This is a genomic window from Cypionkella psychrotolerans (assembly GCF_001294535.1).
Taxonomy (GTDB): Bacteria; Pseudomonadota; Alphaproteobacteria; order Rhodobacterales; family Rhodobacteraceae; genus Cypionkella; species Cypionkella psychrotolerans.
Genome location: NZ_LGIC01000061.1, coordinates 160788 through 186040, shown reverse-complemented (window position 1 = coordinate 186040; position 25253 = coordinate 160788). Strand labels below are relative to the sequence as shown.

Below are 25253 nucleotides of genomic sequence, written 5' to 3'. Positions count from 1 at the left end.
TTCTGCCAAACAACGAGTCGCGTGCCATGCCCCAACCGATACCCCCACGTCCCGCCTTCGCCAAATGGCTGGGCGACACCAATGACGTGACGCAAATCTTCCTGTCAGCAGGCCAAATCCCCGGCCTGATCAACATGGCAGGCGGCCTGCCTGATCCGCAGACTTGGCCGATCACTACCCTGTCCGACCTCGCCGCAAAGGCCGTCACCGATCACCCCACCGACGCGCTGGCCTATGCCCCGATCGAAGGCCTGCCCGCCCTGCGTGATCTGATCGCCGCCCGTTTCAACGCTCCCGGCCTGCATCTCAGCCGCCAAAACGTGTTGATCACCTCAGGCGGGATGCAGGGCCTTGATCTGATCGGCAAGGTTCTGCTGGAGGAAGGCAGCCTCATCGCGGCCCAAACCCCGGTCTATCTGGGTGCTTTGGACGCATGGCGCCCTCGCCGCCCCAGCTACCGCCCGATGCGGCTGGAGGCCAATGATTTCACCCCCGCCACCGCCCTGCAAGGCGCGCAATTCGCCTACACAGTGCCGAATTTCTCCAACCCCACCGGGCGTTTGGTGCCGCTGGAGGATCGCAAAGCCCTCGTCGCTGCAGCCCAAGCCACGGGCACTTGGTTGATCGAGGATGACCCCTACGGCACGCTCTATTACGACAGCCCGCCGCTGCCGCGCATGCTAAGCCTCGCCGCCACGGGCCTGCCCTACGATGGCCCGGTGATCTATCTCGGCACCCTGTCAAAAGAACTCGCTCCCGGCCTGCGCGTCGGCTGGGTGATCGCTGCCCCCGAAATGATCCAAGCCCTCGTGATGGCCAAACAAGGCTCGGACATGTCCAGCTCCGGCCTCAGCCAGCGCATTACGCTCGATGCCTTCGCCTCGGGCCTGACCGACAGCATCCTGCCCAACATCCTCACCCTCTATCGTGACCGTCGCGATGCCCTCTGCGCCGCCATGCAAACCCATCTGGCCGACCTGTTCGATTGGCAAACCCCGTCAGGCGGCATGTTCATCTGGGCCACCGCCCGCAATCCCGCGCTGAACACCGATCACCTGCTCCGCACGGCATTGGCTCATGGCACCTGCATCACACCGTCGAGCGTGTTTGACCCCGCGGGCCAAAACCGCCGCGCCATCCGCATCAATTTCACCTTCAACGACCCCGAGAAATTAACCGAAGGCATCCGCAGACTGGCTACGGCCACCCGCGCCTGCCTTGCCCAAGCCGCCTAACAAAACCTGAAACATGAAAGGGACTGCCATGCACCTGAAGACGTTTCTGCCGCTCGCCCCGCTGCTTGCATTGGCGCTGGGCACCGCCGCCCACGCCGAAGACCCCGGCCTGTGGAAGGTCTACAATGACACCTTCAAATCCGCGAAATACGTCGATCTGACCCATACGATCACCCCCAATATTCCGGTCTGGATCGGCTTTGGCAATTCCACCTTCGCGCCCGCCAAGGCCGGGGCCGACATCGAAGGCTATGCCAAAAAGGGCGATGTCTTCACCTATGCCGCCCATGGCTTTGAGGCGACGAATTACACCCTGCAAACCGACCAACTCGGCACCCAACTGGACCCGCCCGCGCATTGGGCCCCGGAATATCCCGCGATTGACGAATTGCCCGCCACCTACACCATCCGCCCGCTGGTGGTGATCAATATCGAACCCCAAGTGCAAAAAGACTACGGCTACGCGCTGCAAGTCTCGGATATCACGGCATTTGAGGCCGAGTATGGCCAAATCCCCGAAGGCTCTGTGGTGTTCGTGCGCTCGGGTTGGTCGAAAGACTGGCCAAACCCCGATCTCGCCAAACGCACGCCATTCCCCGGTGTCAGTCTTGATGCGCTGAAGTTCCTGCATCTGGAACGTCACATCCTGTTCCATGGTCACGAGCCATTAGACACCGATGCCACCCCCACGCTCGAAGGCGAATACTGGTTGATGCACAATGGCTTCGCCCAAGCCGAGGGCGTAGCGAACCTTGATAAGGTGCCCCCTGTTGGTGCTTTGGTCGCCATCGGCTTTCCGAAATTCGGTGGAGGTTTGGGTGGCTATGCCCGCTATATCGCGATCTGCCCGCCGGATTGGCAATATGGCGTTTCGGTCGGCGAAGTCGCCGAAGCGCCACTGCCAAAATCCGACAAACCGCTCGCTTTCGATGAGAACCTGGGAATGCGCGTGCGGCAATAACCCCTAGAGCCGGCCGCCTTATTGGCGGCTGGCTTTCCAGACCAAAGGACATCCCATGCCAGTGACTCAAGCCAATCCGACGCTCGACCCTCTACCCGCCGACCTGCTCGCGCGCTGGCAGCGCATCCCCGTCGCCGTCGCAGTCGATCTGGCCCCCACCCAGCAAATCAGCCCCGCAATCCGCCCCCTCCGCCCGGCAGGCCAACAGCCACGCCTCTGCGCAAGGGCCGTCACCGTCCACTGCATCGCCCCCGATTTCGGCGCAGTGCTACACGCCATCGGCCAGACTGGCCCCGGTCAGGTCTTGGTGATTGCCGCTGCAGGTCATGCCGCCAACGCGATGATCGGTGATGTGCTGGGCGGCCAACTTCATACCCAGGGTGCCGCAGGCATCCTCTGCGACGGCGCGATCCGGGACACCGCCACCCTCGCGACCCTTGAGAACTTCGCCGTCTACAGCCGCTCCATCACCCCACGCGGCCCGACTGGCGCAGAACATGGCGCGATCAATGTCGCCGTCAGCTTCGGCGGCTGCGTGGTGCAACCCGGCGATCTGATCCTTGGCGACGATGATGGTCTTGTCGCCTTGCCCATCAGCCGCCTCGCCGATCTGATCGAGGCCGCCGAAGCCAAACTTCTGCTGGAGGCCGACTGGACCCGCCGCCTCGCCGCCGGCGATCCTGTCAGCAGCATCTTCGGTCTCGACTGAACGCCAAGCCACAGCCGATAGAATCAGCCCAAACGCAGCTCTGCCGCGACGGCCCGCCTGCGCAGAAGAAACTTCCCCCACCCCCGCGATCTTTGGAAAAATAAATCACGATTAATTTGATAGAGTAATCAGAAGCAACACAGCGAGGCCGCTATGCTGAAAACGCTTCTGGTTCCCGGTCTGGATGGTTCCGCAGCACCGCATTGGCAACAATGGTGGGCTGCAACCGACAGCCACGCACTGATGGTGGACCTGTCGGACCCTACCCGTCCCGATCCAACGCGGTGGGAATCTGAACTGGCAGGCAGCATCCTGCGCCACCCCGGCGCGGTGCTTGTTGGCCACAGCCTCGGCGCTGTGCTGATCACCCGCGTGCTCACCGCTTGGCCGCAACTGAACGTGCGCGCGGCCCTGCTGGTCGCGCCCGCTGAACCTGCGGGCCAGCCGCGCATCCAAAACTTCGCCCCGCTCCGCGAAGCGCCGCTGCACATCCCCGCCACTGTCGTTGCCAGCCGCAATGACCCATGGATGCCGTTCCAACGCGCCCGCAATCTGGCCAACCTATGGCAAGCTGATCTGATCGATCTCGGCTATGCGGGTCATATCAACGTCGCCTCAGGCTTCGGCCCTTGGCCCGCAGGCAAGCAACTGCGCGACGATCTGTTGTTGCAATCCAGCCCCCTCTCGCAGTTCCCCGCCCCCCACGCCGCCCGCGCCTTTTCCCCCCAACGATAGGAGACATCCGATGTTCTACTGCGGTTATGATCCCGGTCTTGAGGCTTACCTTGCCACCCAAGGCATCGACACTCCCCCGGCGCCCACGCCCAGCCATCTCTGGGCTGCGTCCGCCCTGCTGACGATCACCATCCTCAGCCTGATCACCATAGGCCTGCTATGAACGATCTGTTCATCCCCCCGATCCCCGCCAACAGCGCCTCGGCGATCAGAACGTCGGCCAACCTATCCTCTGGCCCGCCAAAAGGCGCGCATGTCGCCATCATTGGTGGCGGGGCCAGCGGCGTGCTGATGGCAGTGCATCTGCTGCGCCAACCCAACACCGCCCTCGTTACGCTGATTGAACGCTCGGGCGCGATGGGCACAGGTGTCGCCTATAGCACGATCGACCCTGAACACCTCTTGAACACCCGCGTCCATAACATGAGCGGTTTCCCCGAAGACCCACAGCATTTTCACGCATGGCTGCAACGCTACCAAGACACCACGGTCAATGATCAGGGTTTCGTCAGCCGCGCCACCTATGGCACCTATCTCGGCGCACTTCTGGCCGAATGGGACGCCGACCCGCGCCTGACCCGAATTTATCAAGACGTCACCGACCTGACCGAAACCGACTCTGGCGTCACCCTCCACCTTGCCGATGGCCAAGCCCTGCAAGCCGACCGCGCCGTGCTGGCGACCGGCCATGTCATCCCTGACCAAGCCCGCGAATGGCCGCTGACCGATGGTTGGACTCCGCAAGAACCGCCACCGCCGCAGTCGCGCATCATCATCATCGGCTCGGGCCTGTCGATGGTGGATCAGGTGCTGACCATCCTGCGCTCGGGCCATACCGGGCCGATCCTGTCGCTGTCGCGGCGGGGCCTGTTGCCGCGCGATCACACCGCCACCAAACCGATGCACCTCGACAGCAAACACCTGCCGCGCGGTGCCACAGCCTCAGCCCTGCTGGCATGGGCGCGCGGTCTGGCCCGCGCCGCTGTGGCACAAGGCGGCACATGGCGCGATGCCGTTGATGGCATCCGCCCGCATGTCGCGACCTTGTGGCGCGGCCTGCCCGTGCCCGAGCGTGCCCGCTTCCTGCGCCATGCCGCGACCTGGTGGGATGTCCACCGCCACCGCATCCCGCCGCAATCGCAGGCCGCCTTGCACCAAGCCATTCTGGGCGGCCAACTCACCATCCGCAAAGCCGCCTTCCAAGAAGCCGTGGTCCGCCCCGAGGGCGGGTTCTTCGCCTATATCCGCCCCTACGGCAGCAAACACCGCGACGCGATCACCGCATCCCGCATCATCGATTGCCGTGGCATCCGCCGCGATCCTGAAACAAACGCAACCCCGCTTGTGCAAAGCCTGCTGGCACAAAAAGCCGCCCGCGTTGACCCGCTGCGGATCGGGCTAGAGGTAGATGAGCGCTGCCGCCTGATCCGCCAAGACAACACGGTCAGCCCGCGCATCCATGTCATTGGCCCCGCCTCACGCGCGGCGTTTTGGGAGATCACCGCCATCCCTGACATCCGCGAACAGGTCGCGCGTCTGGCTGTCGATATCGCTGTGGTCTAGGTGAGCAACCCTGACCTCACGCCAAACAATCCGCCTCCCAAGTGGTCAGCATCGCCATGACCTCCAGCGAATCCGCCAACAACGGGGCAGGGCGGCTGGCCTGCTTCAGCCCCATGCGATGCGCGTTTTCCACACAAACCACCTGATGCTGAAACGCATCCAGCCCAGTGCTGACCACAATCTCCTCAACCGCACCGTCATGCGGTTGCACCTGTAAGATATTCTCGCACGCCCCCGGCAACCACGGGTTGGTCTTGCAGCACAACACCCCCTTCTCACCACTGATCGCAAATTCAAACGCCATGCCATAGCTGTCGCTGGCCTGAATGGAGGCCAATACCCCATTGTCAAACCGCACCGTCAGCGCCGCATCGCAGATCATGCCATCCGCGCCGAGATTGCCAAAGCCACTGGCTTGGCGCGTGCCAAACGCCTCAGGCCCATAAGCCACCTGCATCACATACTGCAGCAAAGACGCCGGATAGCAGCCCAGATTGTAAATCGTGCCGCGCCCCTTCGGATTGACCACCCGCCAAATATCCGCCTCATAAGCCCCGCGCACCGACCGTATAGCCCCCAGCCGGCCCGAGCCAATAATCTCGCCCATCGCCGCAATCAGCGGATGGTGCAGATACATCAGCCCTTCGACGAAGAACACATCCGCAGCCCGCACCGCCTCCGCCAATGCCTCCGCCTCCACCATCGTCGTGGTCAGCGGCTTTTCCGACACGATCATCTTGCCCTGCGCCGCCGCTGCACGCACCGCCTGATGATGCAAATGGCTGGGCAGCCCGATGTAAACCGCATCCACCCCCGGATCGGCCAGCATCTCCTCATAGTCCAGATGCCGCCCCGCAATCCCGAACCGATCCGCAAACCCCGCCAACCGCCCTGCATCCTGCCCGCTCACTGCAACAATCTCTGACTTCACACTGCTGGCAATGGCCCGCGCCATGGTGTCCGAGATGAACCCCGTCCCAGCAATTCCCCAACGCAGCATGTCCACCTCCCAGTGAGCAGTAATCCAACCCACACCAAAGCCGAAAAACAAGAAACCCCGCAACCAGTTAAGGTGCGGGGTTTCTTGTAGGACTTTGGTGCCCAGGAGAGGACTCGAACCTCCACGTCTTGCAACACTGGTACCTGAAACCAGCGCGTCTACCAATTCCGCCACCAGGGCAAGTGTCGTGGGGGCGATGTAGCCAAGCCGCATGGGGGAGTCAACGGGGGCTAAACGAAAAATCTGGAAAATCTGTCAGGGTGAATAGACTTGCCGCTGTCACCCGGTCGGATTATTCAGGCGGGAACGCAAAGCACGGCCAAAGGGGTTTCGCATGAGCAAACTTGTCACGATCTACGGCGGATCGGGTTTTGTCGGCCGCTACATCGCGCGCCGGATGGCGAAAGAGGGTTGGCGCGTCCGCGTCGCCTGCCGCCGCCCGAATGAGGCGTTGTTCGTCAAGCCCTACGGCACCCCAGGCCAAGTCGACCCGGTGTTCTGTAACATCCGCGACGACGCATCCGTGCTGGCCGCAATGGCAGGTTCCGATGCCGTGGTGAACTGCGTCGGCACCTTTGATCGCGGCGGTAAAAACAACTTCACCGCCGTGCAGACCGAAGGCGCTGGTCGCATCGCCCGCCTCGCCGCGCAGCAAGGAATCGCCGCCCTCGTTCACATCTCCGCAATCGGCGCCGATGTGAACGGTGCCAGCCTCTACGCCCAATCCAAGGGCGCGGGCGAAGCCGCCGTGCTCGCCGCCTTCCCCAATGCAATGATCCTGCGCCCTTCGGTGATTTTCGGCAACGAAGACGGCTTCTTCAACCGCTTCGCCGCGATGTCCCGCTTGGGGCCAATCCTGCCCTTGGTCGGCGGCAACACCAAATTCCAGCCGGTCTATGTCGATGACGTCGCCCAAGCTGCCGTCAAAGGCATCAAGGGCGAGGCGCATGGCACCTATGAACTCGGCGGCCCCGATGCGGAAACCTTCCGCGCCATCATCGCCAAGATGCTCACCGTGATCCGCCGCCGCCGTCTGGTGCTGAACCTGCCGTTCTTCCTCGCGAACATCCCCGCCAATCTGCTGGATTTCGCCTCATTCGCCACCGGTGGCATCTTCCACAACTCGATCCTGACCCGCGATCAAGTAGCCTCCCTACGCAGCGATAACGTGGTCGCCCCCGGTGCCAAAACCCTCGCCGATCTGGGCATCACCCCCACCGATTACGCGTCGGTGATCCCGGAATACCTGTGGCGCTACCGCCCCTCGGGCCAATACGCGGCGATCAAGGAATCGGCGAAGAACCTCAAGAAAGCCTAAAGCCTTAACCAAGCGGGTGCGACGTGACCTATCTAAGCGACGTTCTGCTGGGCCTGATCGAAGGCATCACCGAATTCTTGCCGATCTCCAGCACCGGCCATCTATTGCTGGCCGAGCATTGGCTCGGTGCGCGCTCGGACACCTATAACATCGTCATCCAAGCCGGTGCGATCCTCGCCGTGACGCTGATCTACTGGCGGCGCATCACCGATCTGTTGCTGCATTGGAAGATCCCCGAAAACCGCGATTACCTGATCAAACTGACCATCGCCTTCCTGATCACTGCCATCCTCGGCCTGATCGTGAAGAAACTCGGGTTTGAACTGCCCACCACCATTCAGCCCGTCGCTTGGGCCTTGGTGATTGGCGGCATCTGGATGTTGTTGGCCGAGCATTACGCAGAAAAACTGCCCGACAACGCCCAAATCACCCTGCGCGTCGCCATCGCTGTCGGTCTGGCACAGGTAGTCGCTGGCGTCTTCCCCGGCACCTCGCGCTCAGCCGCGACGATCTTCATCGCGATGCTGCTCGGCACCTCAAACCGCGCCGCCGCCACCGAATTTGCTTTTCTGGTCGGCATCCCGACGATGTATGCCGCCAGCGGTTACGAACTTCTCAACCAATTCCGCCACGGCACGGCGCAGGGCGACTGGGGCTCGCTTGGCATTGCCTTCGTGGTCTCGACCATCACCGCCTTTGTCGCGGTGAAATGGCTGCTCACCTACATCCGCAGCCACCGCTTCACGGCTTTCGCGATCTACCGCATCGTCTTCGGCGGCTTGCTGCTGGCCCTCTCCGCCGCCGGATTGATCGGCTAACCCAGCGAATCACTGTGCGATTTGCCTGCTTTATTGGCCTGTCTTGTCATTTAGGTATTACACACTGACCTAAATTTTACCTAACTCGTCAGAATTGTTGATCTGTCCTCGAAAAAACCCAAACATAGGTCAGCCGTACTGACTTTTATTTAACTCCGTTCCAAAGTATCAACGCCCGACAGTGAAATTCCACCTAAGGGGCAGATCATGGCCGGGCAGAAAATGCTGAAATTCGTGACTTTGGGCAAAGAGATGCCCCCCAAGCGCGATGCCGACCTACGCAGCCATGATTTCGATGAAATCTATCGCCAATACGCGGTGGATAAAGCCGCCGAGCAGGCGTCGCGGTGCAGCCAATGCGGTGTGCCCTATTGCCAATCGCATTGCCCCCTGCACAACAACATCCCCGACTGGCTGCGCCTCACCGCCGAGGGCCGCTTGGAGGAAGCCTACGAACTCAGCCAAGCCACCAACACCTTCCCGGAAATCTGCGGCCGCATCTGCCCGCAAGACCGCCTCTGCGAAGGCAACTGCGTCATTGAGCAATCCGGCCACGGCACCGTCACCATCGGCGCGGTCGAGAAATACCTCACCGACAAGGCCTGGGAAATGGGCTGGGTCAAACCGATCAAAGCCCGCACCCAACGCACCGAATCCGTCGGCATCATCGGCGCAGGCCCCGGTGGCCTTGCCGCCGCCGACGTGTTGCGCCGCGCAGGCGTGCAAGTCACCGTCTACGACCGCTACGACCGCGCAGGCGGCCTGCTCACCTACGGCATCCCCGGTTTCAAACTGGAAAAACCCGTGGTCATGCAGCGCATCGAACAGCTTGAAATCGCAGGCGTCACCTTCGTTCTGAACTGCAAAGTCGGCGAAGACCTGTCCTTTGACGCCATCCGTGGCCAGCACGATGCCATTCTGATCGCCACCGGAGTCTACAAAGCCCGCGACATCGAAGCCCCCGGCGTCGGTGCCAAAGGCGTGGTCCGCGCGCTCGATTACCTCACCGCCTCCAACCGCAAAAGCTTCGGCGACGATGTGCCCGAATTCGACTCCGGCGAACTCAACGCCGATGGCAAGCGCGTCGTCGTGATCGGCGGCGGCGACACCGCGATGGATTGCGTCCGCACCGCCATCCGTCAGGGCGCAACCTCGGTTAAGTGCCTCTATCGCCGAGACAAAGCCAACATGCCGGGTAGCCAGCGCGAAACGCAAAACGCCGAGGAAGAAGGCGTCGAATTCGTCTGGCTCTCCGCCCCGAAAGGCTTCACCGGCGGCACCACCGTCGAAGGCGTGATGGTGCAGAAAATGCGCCTCGGTTCACCGGATTCCTCTGGCCGCCAAACCCCCGAACTGATCGAGGGTGCCGACTATATCGAGTCCGCCGATCTGGTGGTACAAGCCCTCGGCTTTGAACCCGAAGCGATCCAAACCCTCTGGGGCGTCCCCGACCTCGCCGTCACCCGCTGGGGCACCATCAAAGCCGATTTCCACAGCCACGCCACCTCTCTCCCCGGGGTCTACGCCGCAGGCGACATCGTGCGCGGTGCGAGCCTCGTCGTCTGGGCCATCCGAGATGGCCGCGATGCCGCCGACTCCATCCTCGCCTATCTGGCCCAACCGGCTTCGGTTGCGGCAGAGTGATCGCAAAGATCACACATCAAAAGGATCAACCCATGCGGACCGCCCTGCTTTTCCCGCTGTTCCTCGTAGCCACCCCCGCGCTCGCGGGCAGCTTCACGCCGCCGCAAGGCTGCACCACCACCCTCACCGTGCAATCGCGCGGCTGCTATGTCGCGAACTACTACACCTGCGAGAAAGACAATCCCGGCGACAAATGGCGCGCCGATTTCGATCAAGAGGGCATGTTCTACATGTCGAAAATCGATCGCGAAACCCAGTGGATCGAAAGCTATGATCTGAATCCCACGGTCATCCAAACCCTCGACCCAAACCCCAAAGACCCGGCGAATTTCTCCAGCCTGCTGGCGACAGGCCGCGATGATTTCGACTTCAGCCTCAGCAAAGACAATGGCGAGCACACCAATGTCAAAGGCTACGACAAGCTGACCGACGAAACCGCCACCATCGACGGCGTCACGCTGCAGCGCACCGAATTTGAATATGTCGAAACCGACGATGCGGGCAATGAGCTGCGTAAGTCGCACGGCCATGAATATGTCAGTGCCGAGTGGCGGAACTTCTTTTCCGGCCAATCCGAATGGTGGGATGGCACGCAATGGCTGCCCCTCGAAGGCAGCCCGGTGCAATTCATCCTGCCCGGCGAAAAAGGCTTCGCCGCCACGCAACCGATCTTTGAATGCGACGCCGTGATGTCGTCCTTCCCCCAAAGCCATAGCCCGGAGGTTAGCAGCCATGACGATCTATAACGAAGACTGGGTTCGCGCCGAAGAAGCCAAACGCGCCTATATGGACGCCAACAGCCTCTATAAAACCGAAGATGAACATTCGTCCTGCGGCGTCGGTCTGGTGGTCGCGATTTCCGGCAAGCCCTCCCGCAAAGTCGTCGAAAACGGCATCAACGCGCTGAAGGCGATCTGGCACCGCGGTGCTGTCGATGCCGACGGCAAAACCGGCGATGGCGCGGGCATCCATGTGCAGATCCCGGTCAAATTCTTCTACGACCAAGTCCGCCGCACCGGGCACGAGCCCGACATCCACAAGCTGATCGCCGTCGGTCAGGTCTTCCTGCCGCGCACTGATTTCGGCGCGCAAGAACGCTGCCGCACCATTGTCGAAGCCGAAGTGCTGCGCATGGGTCACTACATCTATGGCTGGCGTCACGTCCCCGTCGACACCTCCGTGCTCGGCGACAAAGCCAATGCCACCCGGCCCGAGATCGAACAAATCCTGATCCGTTGTGATAAGGATATTGATCAGGAGCAGTTCGAGCGCGAGCTGTATATCATCCGCCGCCGCATCGAAAAAGCCGCCCTCGCGTCCCAAATCCAAGGCATGTATCTGTGCTCCCTGTCCTGCCGCAGCATCATCTACAAAGGCATGATGCTGGCCGAACAGGTCGCCACCTTCTACCCTGACCTGATGGACGACCGCTTTGAATCCGCCTTCGCGATCTACCATCAGCGCTATTCCACCAACACTTTCCCGCAGTGGTGGTTGGCACAACCTTTCCGCATGTTGGCCCATAACGGCGAGATCAACACGCTGAAAGGCAACATCAACTGGATGAAAAGCCACGAAATTCGCATGGCTAGCAACAACTTTGGTGATGCCGCCGAAGACATCAAACCGATCATCCCGGCGGGCACCTCTGACTCCGGTGCTTTGGATGCGGTGTTTGAAGCCCTTGTGCGCTCGGGCCGCAATGCGCCGCTCGCCAAAACCATGCTGGTGCCGGAAGCATGGAGCAAAGCCACCACCGATATGAAGCCCGCTTGGGCCGATATGTATGCCTATTGCAACTCGGTGATCGAGCCGTGGGATGGCCCCGCTGCCCTCGCGATGACCGATGGCCGCTGGGTCTGCGGTGGGCTTGACCGCAACGGCCTGCGCCCGATGCGCTATGTCGTCACTGGTGATGGCCTGCTGATCGCCGGTTCCGAAGCGGGCATGGTGCCTGTCGATGAAGCCACCATCCGCGAAAAGGGCGCGCTCGGGCCGGGACAGATGATCGCCGTCGATATGGCCGAGGGCAAACTTTACCACGACGTTGCGCTGAAAGATAAACTCGCCGCCGCTCAGCCCTATGGCACTTGGATCGAGAAGATCGTCGACCTCAACGCTTTGCTGCGCGACGTGCCCGAAGTGGCGATGTTCGAGGGCGCCGAGCTGCGCAAGCGTCAGATCGCGGCGGGCTTTACCGTTGAAGAACTCGAACAAGTCCTTGCCCCGATGGCCGAAGACGGCAAGGAAATGATCGCCTCGATGGGCGATGATACCCCCGCCGCCGTGCTGTCCTCGGTTTATCGGCCCCTGTCGCACTTCTTCCGCCAGAACTTCAGCCAAGTCACCAACCCGCCGATCGACTCGCTTCGCGAAGGCCGGGTGATGTCGCTGAAAACCCGCTTCGGCAACCTGCGCAACGTGCTGGATGAAACCAACGCGCAAAGCGAGATTCTGGTGCTGGAAAGCCCCTTCCTTGCCAATGCCGAATTTGACGTGTTGGTGAAACGCTTCGGCGATCAAGTCGCCTTCATCGACTGCACCTTCCCGGTGAACGGTGGCCCCGATGCCCTGCGCCAAGGACTAGAACGTATCCGGGCCGAAGCCGAAGACGCCGTGCGCTCGGGTGCAGGCCAGTTGGTGATGACCGATCAGCATCAGTCGCCCGAAAAGGTCGCGATGCCGATGATCCTCGCCACGTCGGCTGTGCACAGCTGGCTGACCCGCAAGGGCCTGCGCACCTTCTGCTCGGTCAACGTCCGCAGCGCTGAGTGTATCGACCCCCACTATTTCGCCGTCCTGATCGGTTCAGGGGCCACCACCGTCAACGCCTATCTCGCGCAAGACAGCATTGCCGACCGCATCCGTCGCGGTCTGATCGACGGCAGCCTCGTCGATGCCATGCGCCGCTATGGCTATGCCGTCGATGCGGGCCTGCTCAAGATCATGTCCAAAATGGGCATTTCGGTGATCTCGTCCTATCGCGGCGGTCTGAACTTTGAGGCCGTGGGCCTATCCCGTGCCATGGTGGCCGAGTATTTCCCCGGTATGCAAAGCCGCATCTCGGGCATCGGTCTGCACGGCATCCAGATGAAGGTCGAAGAAGTCCACGCCAAAGGCTGGCTTGGTGGCGCGGATGTTCTGCCGATTGGCGGCTTCTACAAAGCCCGCCGCTCGGGCGAAAAGCACGCTTGGGAAGCGCAGACCATGCACATGCTGCAATCGGCCTGCGACCGCGCGTCGTTTGATCTGTGGAAGCAATACTCTGCCGCGATGCGCTCCAACCCGCCGATTCACATCCGCGATCTGCTCGATATCAAGACCTTGGGCAAGCCGGTGCCGATTGAGGAAGTCGAAAGCATCACCTCAATCCGCAAACGCTTTGTGACTCCGGGCATGTCGCTGGGGGCCTTGGGGCCAGAGGCGCATAAGACCCTGAACGTCGCAATGAACCGCATCGGCGCGAAATCCGATAGTGGCGAGGGCGGTGAAGACCCCGCGCACTTCCTGCCCGAACCGAATGGCGACAACCCTTCCGCCAAGATCAAGCAGGTCGCCTCTGGCCGCTTCGGCGTCACCGCCGAATACCTGAACGCCTGCGAAGAACTTGAAATCAAAGTCGCCCAAGGTGCCAAGCCCGGCGAAGGCGGCCAGTTGCCCGGCATGAAAGTGACCGAGCTGATTGCCCGCCTGCGCCATTCCACCAAAGGCGTGACCCTGATCAGCCCACCGCCGCACCACGATATCTATTCCATCGAAGACCTCGCACAGCTGATCTACGACCTGAAACAGATCAACCCGCGCGCCAAAGTCACGGTGAAACTGGTGTCCGCAAGCGGCGTCGGCACCATCGCCGCAGGTGTGGCGAAAGCGAAAGCCGATATCATCCTGATCTCCGGCCACAACGGCGGCACCGGGGCATCGCCCGGCACCTCGATCAAATATGCAGGCCTGCCGTGGGAAATGGGCCTGACCGAGGCGCATCAGGTTCTGTCGATGAACAACCTGCGCGAACGCGTCACCCTGCGCACCGATGGCGGCTTGCGCACCGGTCGTGACGTGGTGATGGCCGCCATGCTCGGGGCCGAGGAATACGGCATCGGCACGGCTGCGCTTATCGCGATGGGCTGCATCATGGTGCGTCAATGCCAGTCGAACACCTGCCCGGTCGGCGTCTGCACCCAAGACACCGCCCTGCGCGTCAAATTCACCGGGACGGCGGACAAGGTCGTCAACCTGATCACCTTCTACGCGCAGGAAGTCCGCGAAATCCTCGCCCAGATCGGCGCGCGGTCTATGGATGAAATCATCGGTCGCGCTGACCTTCTGTCACAGGTCAGCCGTGGCTCTGCCCACCTCGATGATCTCGACCTGAACCCGCTGCTGATCACGGTCGATGGTGCCTCAAAAATCACCTACGACCGCTCAAAACCCCGCAACCACGTCCCCGATACGTTGGACGCGGAAATCGTCAAAGACGGCGCGCGGTTCTTTGAAGACGGCGAGAAGATGCAACTCTCCTACGCCGTCCGCAATACCCTGCGTACCATCGGCACCCGGGCCAGCAGCCATATCGTCAAGAAATTCGGCATGCGCAACAACCTGCAACCCGATCACCTGACGGTGAAACTGCACGGCTCTTGCGGTCAATCCTTGGGCGCTTTCGCCGTCAACGGACTGAAGCTGGAGGTCCAAGGCGACGCCAACGACTATGTCGGCAAGGGCCTGTCCGGCGGCACCATTGTCGTCCGCCCGCAAATGTCCTCGCCCTTGAAAGCCGAGGATAACACCATCATCGGCAACACCGTGCTCTATGGTGCGACGGCTGGCTACCTGTTTGCCAGCGGTCGGGCAGGTGAGCGTTTCGCCGTCCGCAACTCAGGTGCGTCCGTGGTGGTCGAAGGCTGCGGCTCGAACGGCTGTGAATACATGACTGGCGGCACCGCCGTCATCCTCGGCAAAATCGGTGCCAACTTCGGTGCCGGCATGACCGGGGGGATGGCCTATGTCTACGATCCCCAAGCCATCGCGGAAGACTTCATCAACGACGAAACCGTGCTGACCTGCGCCGTCGCCCACCCGCATTGGGAGGCACAACTGCGCCACCTGATTGAGCGTCACGCCAAAGAAACCGGGTCGCGCATCGCCGCTCGCATCCTCGCCGATTGGGCCACCGAGCGCGCGAATTTCCTGCAAATCTGCCCGAAAGAGATGCTGCCGCACCTCGCATATCCGCTGTCGGACGAAGCGGCGAAAGTCCCGGCGGAATAATCTGCCGCGCACCAGAAAGGCCCCCCTTATCCGGGGGCCTTTTCGTCAAGCAAGTTCCACCAGCCCAACGACCGGATTCGCGCCGTAGGCCTTCGCGCAATCGGGGCAAGTGGTGTAGTAAAACCAAACCTGTTTCGGCTCGTGCCCTTTTTCTCGGGCCAGCGCCTGCATCTGACCATACCAGCCGCGCACGGCCGAATAAGGCCCTTCAAAAACCTTGGTGAGGAAATCGCCGCTCACTGCGATCATCTCCTCGTCGGCCACCGGGCTTTTCACAGCAAACAGATGCTCGCCGGTAAAAGCCGACGGATCGCGTGACATCACCAGATCCTGTGATGGATCGCCCGCATCCGCCTTTTCAATATGCCCCTGCACACGGGCATAGACCACGCCCATGTTCAGCGGCACATGCCCGATCGACAAAGTGCTGGCGCGCACGAATGGCTTGTCCTTGAAATGCAGCTCTTGCGCGTCCCACCCTGCAGGATTGAACTTGGCACAACAGCCGGTTGTGTTCACGGATTGGTCGTTGAATGGGGTCTGGTTGGTTTGCATGGCACGCTCCTGACAGTGCATGGCAGAAGGCTACCGCCAAAGTGCGACGCCCACATTGATGCAACGCAACCATTGCCGCGCGCGCTCTGGCGCAAGCAACGCCGTGCACGCCACAACCGCCTTGGGATCGACGGCTTTGCGGTCTCCGTCGCGCCGAGGCTGCCGTGCCCCTGATCGTTATGGACCACATGGCCAGTAGCGGTGCCTGCCATCACCTGCACCAAAGCAAAAAGGCCCCCGCGAACGGGGGCCTTTCCACACACTCCCGCCAAACTTACTTCAGGCGGGTCACAACGCCGTCCGCGAAGGCATTGACCATCGCATTGTAATACACCTTGGTATCCGCATCCGCCGCCGTGAAATCATAGCCCGCCGGCAACAAAGGCTTGGCGGCATTCACGTCGACCGTCAGGTCATAGGCATCGTCCTTGGTGTGGTTCTTGTCGTCCTGCACCAGCACGTTGCCCACCAGAGTGGTGTCGCCCAAACCAAGCTTCTCCTGAAAGCCATTGGCCAGCGAGACATCGTCAATGCGGATCTTGATCACGACAGCCGCCTCGTCATCACTCGGCGCCACTTTGGTCAGGATCGAGGCCTTCAGATCGTCTTGCAGCGTGCCCCAATAAGCCGCCGCCTGCGCATTGGCGACGCCAGCGGTATCGACTTTGACCTCGACCTCACGCACGGGCTTCAGGTCTTGCGCGAAGGACGGAAAGGCCACGGCAGTGGCCATCAGGAAGGCTGCGATAGAAGTGCGAAACATGATGATCTCCATTGTTACACAGCGGCCTAGTTTCCCAAGCCCTATGCAGCAACAACCCCGAACATCGGTTTTCGTTCCCCCGCCCGCCGCGATTTCCGCCGTGACGCCGCGTCACCCCCGCAGCCGCGCGCCCTCGGGATCAAAGAACGCCTTGCGCGCCACCCGCGCTTTAACGCCCCCAACCGTCACCTCCGCGCCCTCTACCGCATAGCCCTTCTCGATATGGGCCGAGGCCAAAACCGCCCCTACCGAATAGCCGTGATCGCTATAGGTCACATGACCAATCTGCGTACCATCCAGCATCACTGCAGCCCCTTCAGCCGCAGGAACTTCGCCCTCCATCAGCAACCCGACCCAAGCGGTCGCCACCCCGGCCTCGCGCAGCCGCAACAGCGCCTCGCGCCCGATGAAGTCGCCCTTGTCAAACTTGATGAACGCATCGGTGCCGACATGAAACGGCGTCACCGTCTCGTCCATATCAATACCATGCGCCGGATAAAGCTTCTCTAGCCCCAAAGTGAACATCGCCTGCACGCCGTAGGGGCGCAGCCCATAAGCACCGCCCACCGTCATAAGCCCGTTCCACACCCCCGCCGCCTCATCCGAGGGCACGAACAACTCAAAGCCCAATTCCCCGGTCACCCCGGTGCGCGAAATCATCACCCGCGTCTCGCCAAAATGCCCCCAAGTGAAACTCCACCGTTTCAACGCGCTCAAATCCGCATCCGGGATCAGCCCCGCCAACAACTCCCGCGCGCGTGGCCCCTGCACGGTCGGAAACGCAATCGCCGCCGTAATATCCGTCACATAAGCCCGCCGCCCGGTCGCATGTTGCATCGCCCAATCGCGGATCTTCAACCGATTGCGCGAGCCTGACACAATCAGAAAATGCTCATCCGCCAGCCGGAACACCGTCAGATCATCCATCACCCCGCCATCGGGCGCACAAACGCTGGCATAGCGCGCAGCCCCCACCCGCATCGCCGCCGCGTCATTGACGATCAGATAATTGACCAAGGCCTCCGCCTCCGGCCCCTTCACATCAATCTTGCCCATGGTGGACAGATCCTGCACCCCGACATTGGCCCGCGTGTTCAGATGCTCTGCCCGCACATCGCCATAATGATGCGCCGAGACAAACCCGCCCCCCACTGGCCCCATCTGCGCGCCATAGGCCGAGGCGAGGGCATAAAACGGCGTGCGGCGTAGCGGCATGGCGGGCTCCGGGCTAGGGTTGCGCAAAACCTAAGCAAGCCACAGCCCCCGTGCAGCATCACGCGCGACATTTTCTGTCGGGATCAGGCGGTATCAGTCGCGCAAAGCGAACGGCAGGTCGCGGGCGGCCTAGTCCCTTGCCCGCAGCCGCTCAATCGCGTCTTCCCGCTCTCGGATCAGCGCGCGCATATATTCGCTGGTGCTGGCAAAGCCGTTGATGCGGACCTGCTCGTCCACAAAGGCCTTCATGTCGTCGGGCAAAGAGATGTTCGTCGTGCTCATGACAGGCACCACAGCGGTATTGGCAAGATTTGGTATGACTTGCCATTCGTCAGGCATCCACGCCGTAATGCTTAACGAAATCTAAATCGCCTCCAGCTAACCCTTTGAAATCATATAAGCCACAAGCTTGTCCACGCGTGGACACAGCCAAAAACCCCTTCAAACCCTTGACCAAACCGCAACCTTCGGGCCTAAGCTGAAACATGGTCGACACCCCGAAGAAACCGCGCAAAAAGGCCGTGCCCGCGCCTGCCTTGATCGCAGCCCTCCCCAAAGGGCGGCAGATCAAACGCTGGCTTTTGCGGGGGCTGGCGGGCATCGCCGGATTCTACGGCGTCCTGATCCTGCTGTTCAGTTTCCTGCCCCCCCCGATCAACCTCTACCAACTCTCCGAAAGCTGGCGCTTGGGTGGCATCAGCAAAGATTGGGTTGATTGGGATGAAATCGCCCCGGTGATGGGCCGCTCCGTTGTCGCCGCCGAGGACGCCAATTTCTGCCTGCACTGGGGCTTCGATATGGCCGCCATCCGCGCCGCCGCCGAGCAAGGCGGCAATCGAGGCGCCTCCACCTTGACCCAACAGGTCGCCAAGAACGTCTTTCTCTGGCAAGGCCGCAGTTGGCTGCGCAAGGCCATCGAAGCGGGTCTCACCCCGGTGGTCGAGTTGGTCTGGTCTAAGCAGCGCATCCTTGAAGTCTACCTCAACATCGCCGAATTCGACGAGGGCGTGTTCGGGGTGCAAGCCGCAGCCCAGCACTATTTCGGCGTCGATGCCCGCGATCTGTCTGCCCTGCAAGCCGCCCGCCTCGCCGCTGTGCTGCCCGACCCAAAAGGTCGCTCTGCCTCCAAACCCACCAGTTTCGTGCGCAAACGCACGGGGGCGATCATGTCGGGGGCCGAGACCATTCTGGCGGATGGCCGCTCCGCCTGTTTCGACAATTAAGCAGCCGCGAAATCGCCCCAATTTCGCGCCAAGATACCGGCATATCGGCGGAAAGATGTGCGGATGAAATGGCTTTGGGGCGCGATAATCTCAATCGTGGCGGCCGGCCTCGCATCCGACAATGAGCTTGTCGTCACCACGTCACTGTACAGCCTTGGCCTGATGCTCCCGGTCTGGTTGCTTGCTGCCAATCTGTGGTGGATTCTGGCGCTGATCCTCTGCTGGCAGGCCGCAAATTCTGCGCGCGGGGCAAAATTTGCCAGCGGGATCGTGCTGGGCGGGATCTTGGCGCTTGGGGCGGGCTTCTACGCCCTACGCGCCGGCCAAATCGCTCAACTTCCGCCAGCCGAGCATGTCACGCTGGCGCAGCTCACCATCAAACCGCAATCGCTAGACTATATTCTGCAAACCTCGGGCTCTTACAGCCCCTATGAAACCTGCGACGCACTCTGTCTGGCAGCCCTGCGTGGTGGTGAGATCCGCTGGATCAGGCTGGTGCGGTTTCAGACTCAGATGATGGCGCACATGGTATTCCCGGTGGCAGGTAAAACCTGCGCCGATCTGAACTTACCTGCGATGCAGCCGAAAGGTTGCTTGGCCCCCGCCACCCTGTCGCGGTTCTCGGCGATCATCGAAAGCCGCGACCGCGCCGCCTGTTTGGCGCAGCAACCGGACTTTCCCGCAGATCAGCCCTGTCTGACTTTCACCGCAGATGATGGCCGCAAAGCCGATCTGGCGCTGACGATCACCGAGGCCAATGCTGCCGAACTTCTGGCGGCCTCTGGCGATCTGGTGCGGCTGACCGGGTTGACGCATCTGACCCTGCAAGACATCCGCGGATCCGCCCCGGTTGATCTCGCGCGGCACACCATGCGCAGCTACAGCCAAGTTTCGGCGCCGTTGCCAATGGTTCCGGTGATGTCGCTGCAATCCTCCAAAGGCGGCTTTAACGTGCCACATGGCCAACTGCGGGAGGCACTGCCTGATCTGCCCACAGTGCTGGCAGATGCCGGCATCGCCGTGCGACCAAGCGCAGGTTTTGTCAGCGGCATCGTTGATCCGCATGTCATAAAGCCGCCTGCCCCCGTTCAGCACGCCTTGGCACTGACGCGCGGAGCCGATCCCGCTGCGGTCTGGCTGCGGCTTGATCCGCCAAAACCGCCCCCCGTGCCCCCGATAAAACGGCGTAGCGCAGCTGAAATTGCGGCTGCCAAACAGGCGCGGCGGGCAAGAGACGACAAAATGATCACGGATGCGATCCGCAGCACCTTGCCACCCATAGCGCCGTAAAGCGCCGGACCCGCAGTTCTCGGCCCATGCGGGATTGATCCTGTCCGGTGGCGGGGCTATCAGAACATAGCCCAGCCAAGAGTAACCCATGATCCGCCTCTATCACTTCCCGCTCTCGCCATTCTGCCGCAAGGTGCGCCTGACTTTGGCCGAAAAACGGCTGGAGGTGGAGCTGATCGAAGAACGCTATTGGGAACCCTCACCAGATTTCCTGCGCCGCAATCCGGCGGGTAAAGTCCCGGTGCTGCGGATCGAAAACAAGGTGCTGTCGGAAAGTCAGGCGATCTGCGAATATCTGGAAGAAGCCTTCCCCACCCCGGCGCTGATGCCGCGCGACATTGACATGCGCTTTGAAGTCCGCCGCCTCTGCGCGTGGTTCGATGATAAATTCCACGCCGAAGTCACCTCAAAACTGCTGTATGAGCGGGTGAACAAGAAGATCATGGCGCATGGCTACCCGGATTCAAAAGCGGTGAAATCGGGGGCAGGGCGGATCAAATACCACATCGACTATCTTGGCTGGCTGCTCGATCAACGCCGCTGGCTGGCGGGCGATGTAATGACCTTGGCCGATCTGACGGCGGCGGCGCATATCTCTTGCCTCGACTATATCTCGGATGTCGACTGGAACCGCTCGGCCACGGTGAAAGACTGGTATGCCAAGATCAAATCGCGGCCCTCGTTCCGCACGCTTTTGGCTGATCAGGTGCCCGGCTTCCCGCCGCCCGCGCATTACGCCGATCTGGATTTCTAGCTGAAACCGCCGGGGCGCTTCGCCCCCGGACCCCAGAGGATATTTGAGCACAGAGGATGACCATGCCGTCACTCAAGGATGCTCTGGCTGTAAAGGCTTTGGAGGAGGGGTTCTCCAAACTCGGTATCTGTGCGCCGGATGCGGTACCAGAAACCGCAGGGCGCTTGCGGCAATTTCTGCAAGCTGATCACCATGGCCAAATGTCTTGGATGGCCGAGCGCGAGCATTGGCGTGGCAATGCAGCGGCGCTTTGGCCCGAGGCGCGCTCGGTGATCATGCTGGCCGAGGTTTATACACCCGAGGCTGATCCTATGGCAGTGCTGTCTCAACCTGACCGTGCGGCGGTGTCGGTCTATGCGCAGGGCAAGGATTACCATGATCTGGTGAAGCGGCGGTTGAAGCGGCTGGGCGGCTGGTTCGCAAATGCTGCCAAGGCCGAGATCAAGGTTTTCGTCGACACGGCTCCGGTGATGGAAAAGCCGCTTGCCGAGGCGGCGGGTCTGGGCTGGCAGGGCAAGCACACCAATCTGTTGTCACGCGACTTAGGCAACTGGTTTTTCCTCGGCGCGATCTTCACCACCGCTGATTTGCCGAAAGATCCGCCCGAGGTCAGCCATTGCGGATCTTGCACCGCGTGCCTTGAGGCATGCCCGACCAAAGCCTTCCCCGCTCCCTATCAGTTGGATGCACGACGCTGCATTTCCTACCTCACGATCGAACACAAAGGCCCGGTTGACCTCGATCTGCGCGCCCTGATGGGCAACCGGATTTATGGCTGCGATGATTGCCTTGCCGCCTGCCCCTGGAACAAATTCGCTCAAACCGCCAAGGATATTGGCTATCAGCCGAAGGTTGGCGCACCCGAATTGGCCGATCTGGTCAGCCTCGATGATACCGCCTTCCGCGCGCGCTTTGCGGGCAGCCCGATCAAGCGCATCGGGCGGGATCGCTTCGTGCGCAACGTGCTGTATGCCATCGGCAACTCTGGCCTGCCGGAGCTGGCTGCGCACGCAAACCGCCTCCGCGACGATCCTGATCCAACCGTGGCCGAGGCAGCGCACTGGGCCATTGCCCGGCTACAAGGCACCGCTCAGTAAACGACGGTGACGACGACACTGTCGGTATAGATGCCGATTGTCGGGGTCTGATTGCCAAAGATCCGCCCGTAAATCGTATAGACTTGCGCCAATCCAGCGCCCGTGCCCGCGACATTGGTGGCCAGCGTATCGCCCCAAGGCTGACTGCGGGCAGTGTCTTGAAACAGCCCATAGGTCAGTGTCGACAGTAGGTATTTCATCTTGCGCGCCGCTGGATTGCTCACCCCCGGGCCTTGCCCCAGACCCAGCGAAACCCGGTACGGCGTGCCTCCGGTGCAGCTGACCGTGACGCTGGCGGTTTTGTCGACCGCCTGCACCAGTTGTGACGGAACATCGCCGAAATCCAGCGTTGTGGTCGAGACATCGCAACTGGACGCCGCCACACCGCGCACCGCAAAACCGCCCGCTGCCAATTCCTGCCCAAGAAGGTTGCAGGTCAACACGCCGACCCGCATCTTCACGCCGTTTGCCCCGCCACTGCTATAGCTGGCGTTATAGGATCCGGTCGGCAGCTGCACGGAGGGCGACAGGATATCGGCAAAGATCGGCACGGTGGCGCTGCCATTGCCGAGCAGCATCACAACCTCGACAAATATCTGCGACAGAGCCGCACCGCCGCTGGTTTGCCGCAACTGATACTCCAGCAGTGAGCCGCCGGGGCCCACCATATAACGGCGCGGCGGGCTGCCCCCGTCATTGGCGCTGCCGCCGCCGTAGGTCAGACAAACACCGACGAGGCCGACAAGCCCGCCGGTACAGGTGACCTTAACATTGCCCGAGGTTTGATTGACCGCGCCCGCGCGCAAGCTGACACTGCCAAAATCAAAATCGGTGGTCACCGCCGTGCAGGTTTACGCCGCCGCTGCACCCGTCTGCAGCAGCAAAGCGAACATCAGCGCAAGAACGTAGCGCATCATTGGCAAAGCACTCCTTCAATCTTTTGCAGCGCACCGGGTTGGGCGGTAAAATCAAAACTTGCCGTGCAAGTGCTGGTGTCCGATTGCACGGTCAGCTGGTTGGTGCGCCTCAGCCCTTGCACCAGGGTTTCACCGTCAAAGCCGACAATAAATTCCTCACCACCGCCGTTCAGCACGGCAATCATCCCCGCCTCTAGCGGCGTACCATCTGCTCCCCGCAGCACGATCACCGCGCTGTCCTCGGTATCACCGCGAAATTTCACTTTCACCCCCGAGCCGATCCCCGGCACCACATCCATCCCCGAGGCATCCAGCGCCAGATCGGCGGGCAGATCGGCCAGATCAACTGACACTCGGTTGCGGTGATAGGATTGCACTTCCAGCAGCGAGGCGCTGTCCTCAATCTCGGTCTGCCCCAGATAATCCACCCCGGTCGTATAGGTCAGATCGGCAAACCCCTTCTGTGCCCAACGCACCGAACCGCTGATCTCCATCGGGCAGATCTCGGTCTGCAACGCGCCATAGGCGAAGCTCGCGGTCTTGCCAGCATAGTCACTGACCCCACCCGCAACGCTCACCTCGGCCAGATCAAACGGCACCGTGGTAAAACCGAAGCCCACCAGCCCCAGATCGGATTTCGTCTGCACCTGCGCCTCAAGCGTGATCCGCTCGGTCAGACCATAGCGCAGACTGCCCGAGAAAATACCATCGGTGCCATAATCATTGCTGTCCAGCCCATAGCCGTCGCGCGTCCGCCCGGCTTCAATCGAGAAATCCAGCAAGCCTTTCTTCAGCAGGTTGTGCGCGACATAGAACGACACCAATTTCGCGGTCCGCCGCCCATTGGCATCCGTCACCACGATCAGCGCTTCGCCCGCCCCCGCCCGCACTGGCAAATCCTCCAACCGGAACGGCCCGGCATCGCGGCCGGTACTATAGGCGCGGTTGTTGTCGATGAACACATCAACGCTGGACGGCACCGCCGCCGCGCCATCAAACGACAACAGCTGCTGCGTGATCAGATCGCTGCGTAGCCCGAAATTCCGTCGCAACTGCACCCCACCCATGCGGATCGAGCGTGACCATGATCTGCAACCTCACCGCCTGCGGGTCTTTGGTTTTGCCGGGCAGACGATCAATCAGCACGCGGTAACATTCACTACCGCGCACCGCTTTGTTCGAGGTCCGCACGATGCGCAGCGTCAGTTCCTGCCGATTGCCCAGTTTGGCCGCTGGCGGGCTGACCTGCACCATTTTCGTGTCTTTCAGATTGCTGGGATCGCTGCCCTTTTTCCACGCCATCACCCGACTTTGCAGCACGGCGGGGCCTTTGCCCTCGGCTTTGATGGTCAGCGTCGTGGTCTGCGCCGGGGCAGGCACCGTCAACCGGGTTGGGGAAACCGCCAGACTGTCGGCAAAAACTATGCTTGGTAGCGCCAGTGCCAGCGCTGCAATGATGGAACGCAAACACAGAAAGCTCGACATTTTTTACCTCGCTGCGTTCCTAGCTTTGGGTCGTCAGAAGGCGGCTTTGCGCGTTCAGTAATTCAGCGTCACCCACACCGTATGGGTGTAGATGCCCGCCGGGTAAGTGCCCGCAGGAATTTGGCCGTAAACCGAAAAGATGCTCGGCGTCACCGCGGTCAGCGCGCCAGAAAACAGGTTGCCGCCAAGCGCTACGGCGGTGGCATGTCCGGCATCCGAGGTGATGATATAGGGCAGCAGATCGTTTGCGACGCTTTTCATATTGCGTTGGCTGGCTATGGCATTGTCGCCGCCTTCCAACTTAATCGTGACGCTGGGTTTGGCCGCCATGCAGACCACAGTCACCGTGCCTTGAACCATTTGGTTCGTCACCACACCGGTGTTGAGCGAGGCAAACACCAACCCGGCCGGGGCGGTGAGAAGGCAGCTGTCCAAAACGGTGGCGGTCACAGACAGCGTGGTACTGGCCACTTCAGCCGCCTGAAGCGCAAGTGGGGCACCGATCATGAGGCCCAAGGCAAGCGTAGCAAGGCAAAACGTTGGCTTCAGTCCATCCTCTCTTAACCGGAGCGATACGGCAGAGTCAGGCAGTTGCCGTCGTCTGCTATCGTAAAATACTACCTTTAGATGTATTGCAGATGTTATAATATTTGTCCGTATTTTGCTGGCTGCGACAGTGTCATTTTTAGGCCTTCTCGCC

The 25253-nt window shown here is 61.3% G+C and carries 24 protein-coding genes and 1 tRNA gene; 15 read left to right on the top strand and 10 right to left on the bottom strand.

Features of this window, described 5'->3' with window-relative positions; translation table 11 throughout:
* Positions 1–26 precede the first annotated feature (26 nt).
* The 6 genes from AKV04_RS12090 (at position 27) to AKV04_RS12070 (ending at position 5203) form a co-directional block, all read left to right on the top strand.
* Positions 27–1235, top strand: a complete 1209-nt coding sequence (locus AKV04_RS12090) for an aminotransferase-like domain-containing protein (protein ID WP_054006664.1) — start codon at positions 27–29, stop codon at positions 1233–1235.
* A 28-nt stretch (positions 1236–1263) separates the two neighbouring features.
* A complete protein-coding gene (locus AKV04_RS12085) occupies positions 1264–2196 on the top strand; it encodes a cyclase family protein (RefSeq protein ID WP_054006663.1) in 933 nt (310 codons plus the stop codon).
* A gap of 55 nt (positions 2197–2251) precedes the next feature.
* Entirely contained in the window at positions 2252–2905 is a 654-nt protein-coding gene (locus AKV04_RS12080) for an RraA family protein (protein WP_054006662.1), read from the top strand.
* A gap of 153 nt (positions 2906–3058) precedes the next feature.
* The gene (locus AKV04_RS12075) at positions 3059–3640 is read left to right on the top strand and encodes an RBBP9/YdeN family alpha/beta hydrolase (RefSeq protein ID WP_054006661.1); all 582 of its coding nucleotides are present in this window, start codon (positions 3059–3061) and stop codon (positions 3638–3640) included.
* A 10-nt stretch (positions 3641–3650) separates the two neighbouring features.
* The gene (locus tag AKV04_RS26195; RefSeq protein ID WP_156317505.1) at positions 3651–3803 is read left to right on the top strand and encodes a hypothetical protein; all 153 of its coding nucleotides are present in this window, start codon (positions 3651–3653) and stop codon (positions 3801–3803) included.
* Positions 3800–5203, top strand: a complete 1404-nt coding sequence (locus AKV04_RS12070; RefSeq protein WP_082351621.1) for an FAD/NAD(P)-binding protein — start codon at positions 3800–3802, stop codon at positions 5201–5203. The genes AKV04_RS26195 and AKV04_RS12070 overlap by 4 nt, the downstream gene beginning before the upstream one ends.
* A gap of 16 nt (positions 5204–5219) precedes the next feature.
* On the opposite strand, the gene AKV04_RS12065 is transcribed toward AKV04_RS12070, so the two are convergent.
* Positions 5220–6203 carry a Gfo/Idh/MocA family protein gene (locus tag AKV04_RS12065; protein WP_054006838.1) on the bottom strand — a complete coding sequence of 328 codons (984 nt, stop codon included), beginning with the start codon at positions 6201–6203 and terminating at the stop codon, positions 5220–5222.
* Positions 6204–6298: 95 nt separating this feature from the next.
* Positions 6299–6383: transfer RNA gene (locus tag AKV04_RS12060), tRNA-Leu, on the bottom strand.
* A gap of 154 nt (positions 6384–6537) precedes the next feature.
* Between AKV04_RS12060 and AKV04_RS12055 the strand changes: the two genes are divergently transcribed.
* The 5 genes from AKV04_RS12055 (at position 6538) to gltB (ending at position 15254) form a co-directional block, all read left to right on the top strand.
* Complete coding sequence (locus tag AKV04_RS12055) at positions 6538–7521, top strand: complex I NDUFA9 subunit family protein (protein WP_054006660.1); 984 nt, start codon at positions 6538–6540, stop codon at positions 7519–7521.
* Between the two features lie 23 nt (positions 7522–7544).
* Positions 7545–8339 carry an undecaprenyl-diphosphate phosphatase gene (locus AKV04_RS12050; protein WP_054006659.1) on the top strand — a complete coding sequence of 265 codons (795 nt, stop codon included), beginning with the start codon at positions 7545–7547 and terminating at the stop codon, positions 8337–8339.
* A 207-nt stretch (positions 8340–8546) separates the two neighbouring features.
* Positions 8547–9983: an NAD(P)-dependent oxidoreductase gene (locus tag AKV04_RS12045; protein ID WP_054006658.1), complete on the top strand. Its 1437-nt coding sequence runs from the start codon at positions 8547–8549 to the stop codon at positions 9981–9983.
* Positions 9984–10015: 32 nt separating this feature from the next.
* On the top strand, positions 10016–10729 hold the full coding sequence (locus tag AKV04_RS12040; protein WP_054006837.1) for a hypothetical protein: 714 nt from the start codon (positions 10016–10018) through the stop codon (positions 10727–10729).
* Complete coding sequence (gltB, locus tag AKV04_RS12035) at positions 10716–15254, top strand: glutamate synthase large subunit (protein WP_054006657.1); 4539 nt, start codon at positions 10716–10718, stop codon at positions 15252–15254. The genes AKV04_RS12040 and gltB overlap by 14 nt, the downstream gene beginning before the upstream one ends.
* 45 nt (positions 15255–15299) lie before the next feature.
* On the opposite strand, the gene AKV04_RS12030 is transcribed toward gltB, so the two are convergent.
* The 4 genes from AKV04_RS12030 to AKV04_RS25585 all read right to left on the bottom strand — a co-directional run bounded on the left by AKV04_RS12030 (position 15300) and on the right by AKV04_RS25585 (position 18069).
* A complete protein-coding gene (locus AKV04_RS12030) occupies positions 15300–15809 on the bottom strand; it encodes a hydrolase (RefSeq protein WP_054006656.1) in 510 nt (169 codons plus the stop codon).
* Positions 15810–16083: 274 nt separating this feature from the next.
* Positions 16084–16572, bottom strand: a complete 489-nt coding sequence (locus tag AKV04_RS12025) for a hypothetical protein (RefSeq protein WP_156317504.1) — start codon at positions 16570–16572, stop codon at positions 16084–16086.
* Positions 16573–16683: 111 nt separating this feature from the next.
* A complete protein-coding gene (locus tag AKV04_RS12020; RefSeq protein ID WP_054006654.1) occupies positions 16684–17787 on the bottom strand; it encodes an aminomethyltransferase family protein in 1104 nt (367 codons plus the stop codon).
* 129 nt (positions 17788–17916) lie between these two features.
* Complete coding sequence (locus AKV04_RS25585; protein WP_082351620.1) at positions 17917–18069, bottom strand: ribbon-helix-helix domain-containing protein; 153 nt, start codon at positions 18067–18069, stop codon at positions 17917–17919.
* Between the two features lie 203 nt (positions 18070–18272).
* On the opposite strand from AKV04_RS25585, the gene mtgA reads away from it, so the two are divergent.
* The 4 genes from mtgA (at position 18273) to queG (ending at position 22151) form a co-directional block, all read left to right on the top strand.
* Complete coding sequence (gene mtgA / locus AKV04_RS12015) at positions 18273–19010, top strand: monofunctional biosynthetic peptidoglycan transglycosylase (protein WP_054006653.1); 738 nt, start codon at positions 18273–18275, stop codon at positions 19008–19010.
* Between the two features lie 63 nt (positions 19011–19073).
* Positions 19074–20300 (top strand): hypothetical protein, encoded by a 1227-nt coding sequence (locus AKV04_RS12010; protein ID WP_054006652.1) that lies wholly within the window; start codon positions 19074–19076, stop codon positions 20298–20300.
* 88 nt (positions 20301–20388) lie between these two features.
* Complete coding sequence (gene fzlA, locus AKV04_RS12005; RefSeq protein ID WP_054006651.1) at positions 20389–21054, top strand: FtsZ-binding protein FzlA; 666 nt, start codon at positions 20389–20391, stop codon at positions 21052–21054.
* Between the two features lie 62 nt (positions 21055–21116).
* Positions 21117–22151 carry a tRNA epoxyqueuosine(34) reductase QueG gene (gene queG, locus AKV04_RS12000; RefSeq protein WP_054006836.1) on the top strand — a complete coding sequence of 345 codons (1035 nt, stop codon included), beginning with the start codon at positions 21117–21119 and terminating at the stop codon, positions 22149–22151.
* Here the strand turns inward: queG and AKV04_RS11995 are convergent.
* The 4 genes from AKV04_RS11995 to AKV04_RS11980 all read right to left on the bottom strand — a co-directional run bounded on the left by AKV04_RS11995 (position 22145) and on the right by AKV04_RS11980 (position 25024).
* Positions 22145–22990: a Csu type fimbrial protein gene (locus AKV04_RS11995; protein ID WP_054006650.1), complete on the bottom strand. Its 846-nt coding sequence runs from the start codon at positions 22988–22990 to the stop codon at positions 22145–22147. The genes queG and AKV04_RS11995 overlap by 7 nt on opposite strands.
* 74 nt (positions 22991–23064) lie before the next feature.
* Positions 23065–24120 (bottom strand): fimbria/pilus outer membrane usher protein, encoded by a 1056-nt coding sequence (locus AKV04_RS11990; RefSeq protein WP_162232872.1) that lies wholly within the window; start codon positions 24118–24120, stop codon positions 23065–23067.
* The gene (locus tag AKV04_RS11985) at positions 24062–24553 is read right to left on the bottom strand and encodes a fimbrial biogenesis chaperone (protein ID WP_054006648.1); all 492 of its coding nucleotides are present in this window, start codon (positions 24551–24553) and stop codon (positions 24062–24064) included. Before AKV04_RS11985 ends, AKV04_RS11990 begins: the two co-directional genes overlap by 59 nt.
* Positions 24554–24607: 54 nt before the next feature.
* The gene (locus AKV04_RS11980) at positions 24608–25024 is read right to left on the bottom strand and encodes a spore coat protein U domain-containing protein (RefSeq protein WP_162232871.1); all 417 of its coding nucleotides are present in this window, start codon (positions 25022–25024) and stop codon (positions 24608–24610) included.
* Positions 25025–25253 lie beyond the last annotated feature (229 nt).

Coding starts and splice junctions, on each gene's coding strand:
- AKV04_RS12090 (WP_054006664.1), top strand. CDS start 27: ATGCCCCAACCGATACCCCCACGTCCCGCCTTCGCCAAATGGCTGGGC.
- AKV04_RS12085 (WP_054006663.1), top strand. CDS start 1,264: ATGCACCTGAAGACGTTTCTGCCGCTCGCCCCGCTGCTTGCATTGGCG.
- AKV04_RS12080 (WP_054006662.1), top strand. CDS start 2,252: ATGCCAGTGACTCAAGCCAATCCGACGCTCGACCCTCTACCCGCCGAC.
- AKV04_RS12075 (WP_054006661.1), top strand. CDS start 3,059: ATGCTGAAAACGCTTCTGGTTCCCGGTCTGGATGGTTCCGCAGCACCG.
- AKV04_RS26195 (WP_156317505.1), top strand. CDS start 3,651: ATGTTCTACTGCGGTTATGATCCCGGTCTTGAGGCTTACCTTGCCACC.
- AKV04_RS12070 (WP_082351621.1), top strand. CDS start 3,800: ATGAACGATCTGTTCATCCCCCCGATCCCCGCCAACAGCGCCTCGGCG.
- AKV04_RS12065 (WP_054006838.1), bottom strand. CDS start 6,203: ATGCTGCGTTGGGGAATTGCTGGGACGGGGTTCATCTCGGACACCATG.
- AKV04_RS12055 (WP_054006660.1), top strand. CDS start 6,538: ATGAGCAAACTTGTCACGATCTACGGCGGATCGGGTTTTGTCGGCCGC.
- AKV04_RS12045 (WP_054006658.1), top strand. CDS start 8,547: ATGGCCGGGCAGAAAATGCTGAAATTCGTGACTTTGGGCAAAGAGATG.
- AKV04_RS12040 (WP_054006837.1), top strand. CDS start 10,016: ATGCGGACCGCCCTGCTTTTCCCGCTGTTCCTCGTAGCCACCCCCGCG.
- gltB (WP_054006657.1), top strand. CDS start 10,716: ATGACGATCTATAACGAAGACTGGGTTCGCGCCGAAGAAGCCAAACGC.
- AKV04_RS12030 (WP_054006656.1), bottom strand. CDS start 15,809: ATGCAAACCAACCAGACCCCATTCAACGACCAATCCGTGAACACAACC.
- AKV04_RS12025 (WP_156317504.1), bottom strand. CDS start 16,572: ATGTTTCGCACTTCTATCGCAGCCTTCCTGATGGCCACTGCCGTGGCC.
- AKV04_RS12020 (WP_054006654.1), bottom strand. CDS start 17,787: ATGCCGCTACGCCGCACGCCGTTTTATGCCCTCGCCTCGGCCTATGGC.
- AKV04_RS25585 (WP_082351620.1), bottom strand. CDS start 18,069: ATGAGCACGACGAACATCTCTTTGCCCGACGACATGAAGGCCTTTGTG.
- mtgA (WP_054006653.1), top strand. CDS start 18,273: ATGGTCGACACCCCGAAGAAACCGCGCAAAAAGGCCGTGCCCGCGCCT.
- AKV04_RS12010 (WP_054006652.1), top strand. CDS start 19,074: ATGAAATGGCTTTGGGGCGCGATAATCTCAATCGTGGCGGCCGGCCTC.
- fzlA (WP_054006651.1), top strand. CDS start 20,389: ATGATCCGCCTCTATCACTTCCCGCTCTCGCCATTCTGCCGCAAGGTG.
- queG (WP_054006836.1), top strand. CDS start 21,117: ATGCCGTCACTCAAGGATGCTCTGGCTGTAAAGGCTTTGGAGGAGGGG.
- AKV04_RS11985 (WP_054006648.1), bottom strand. CDS start 24,553: ATGTCGAGCTTTCTGTGTTTGCGTTCCATCATTGCAGCGCTGGCACTG.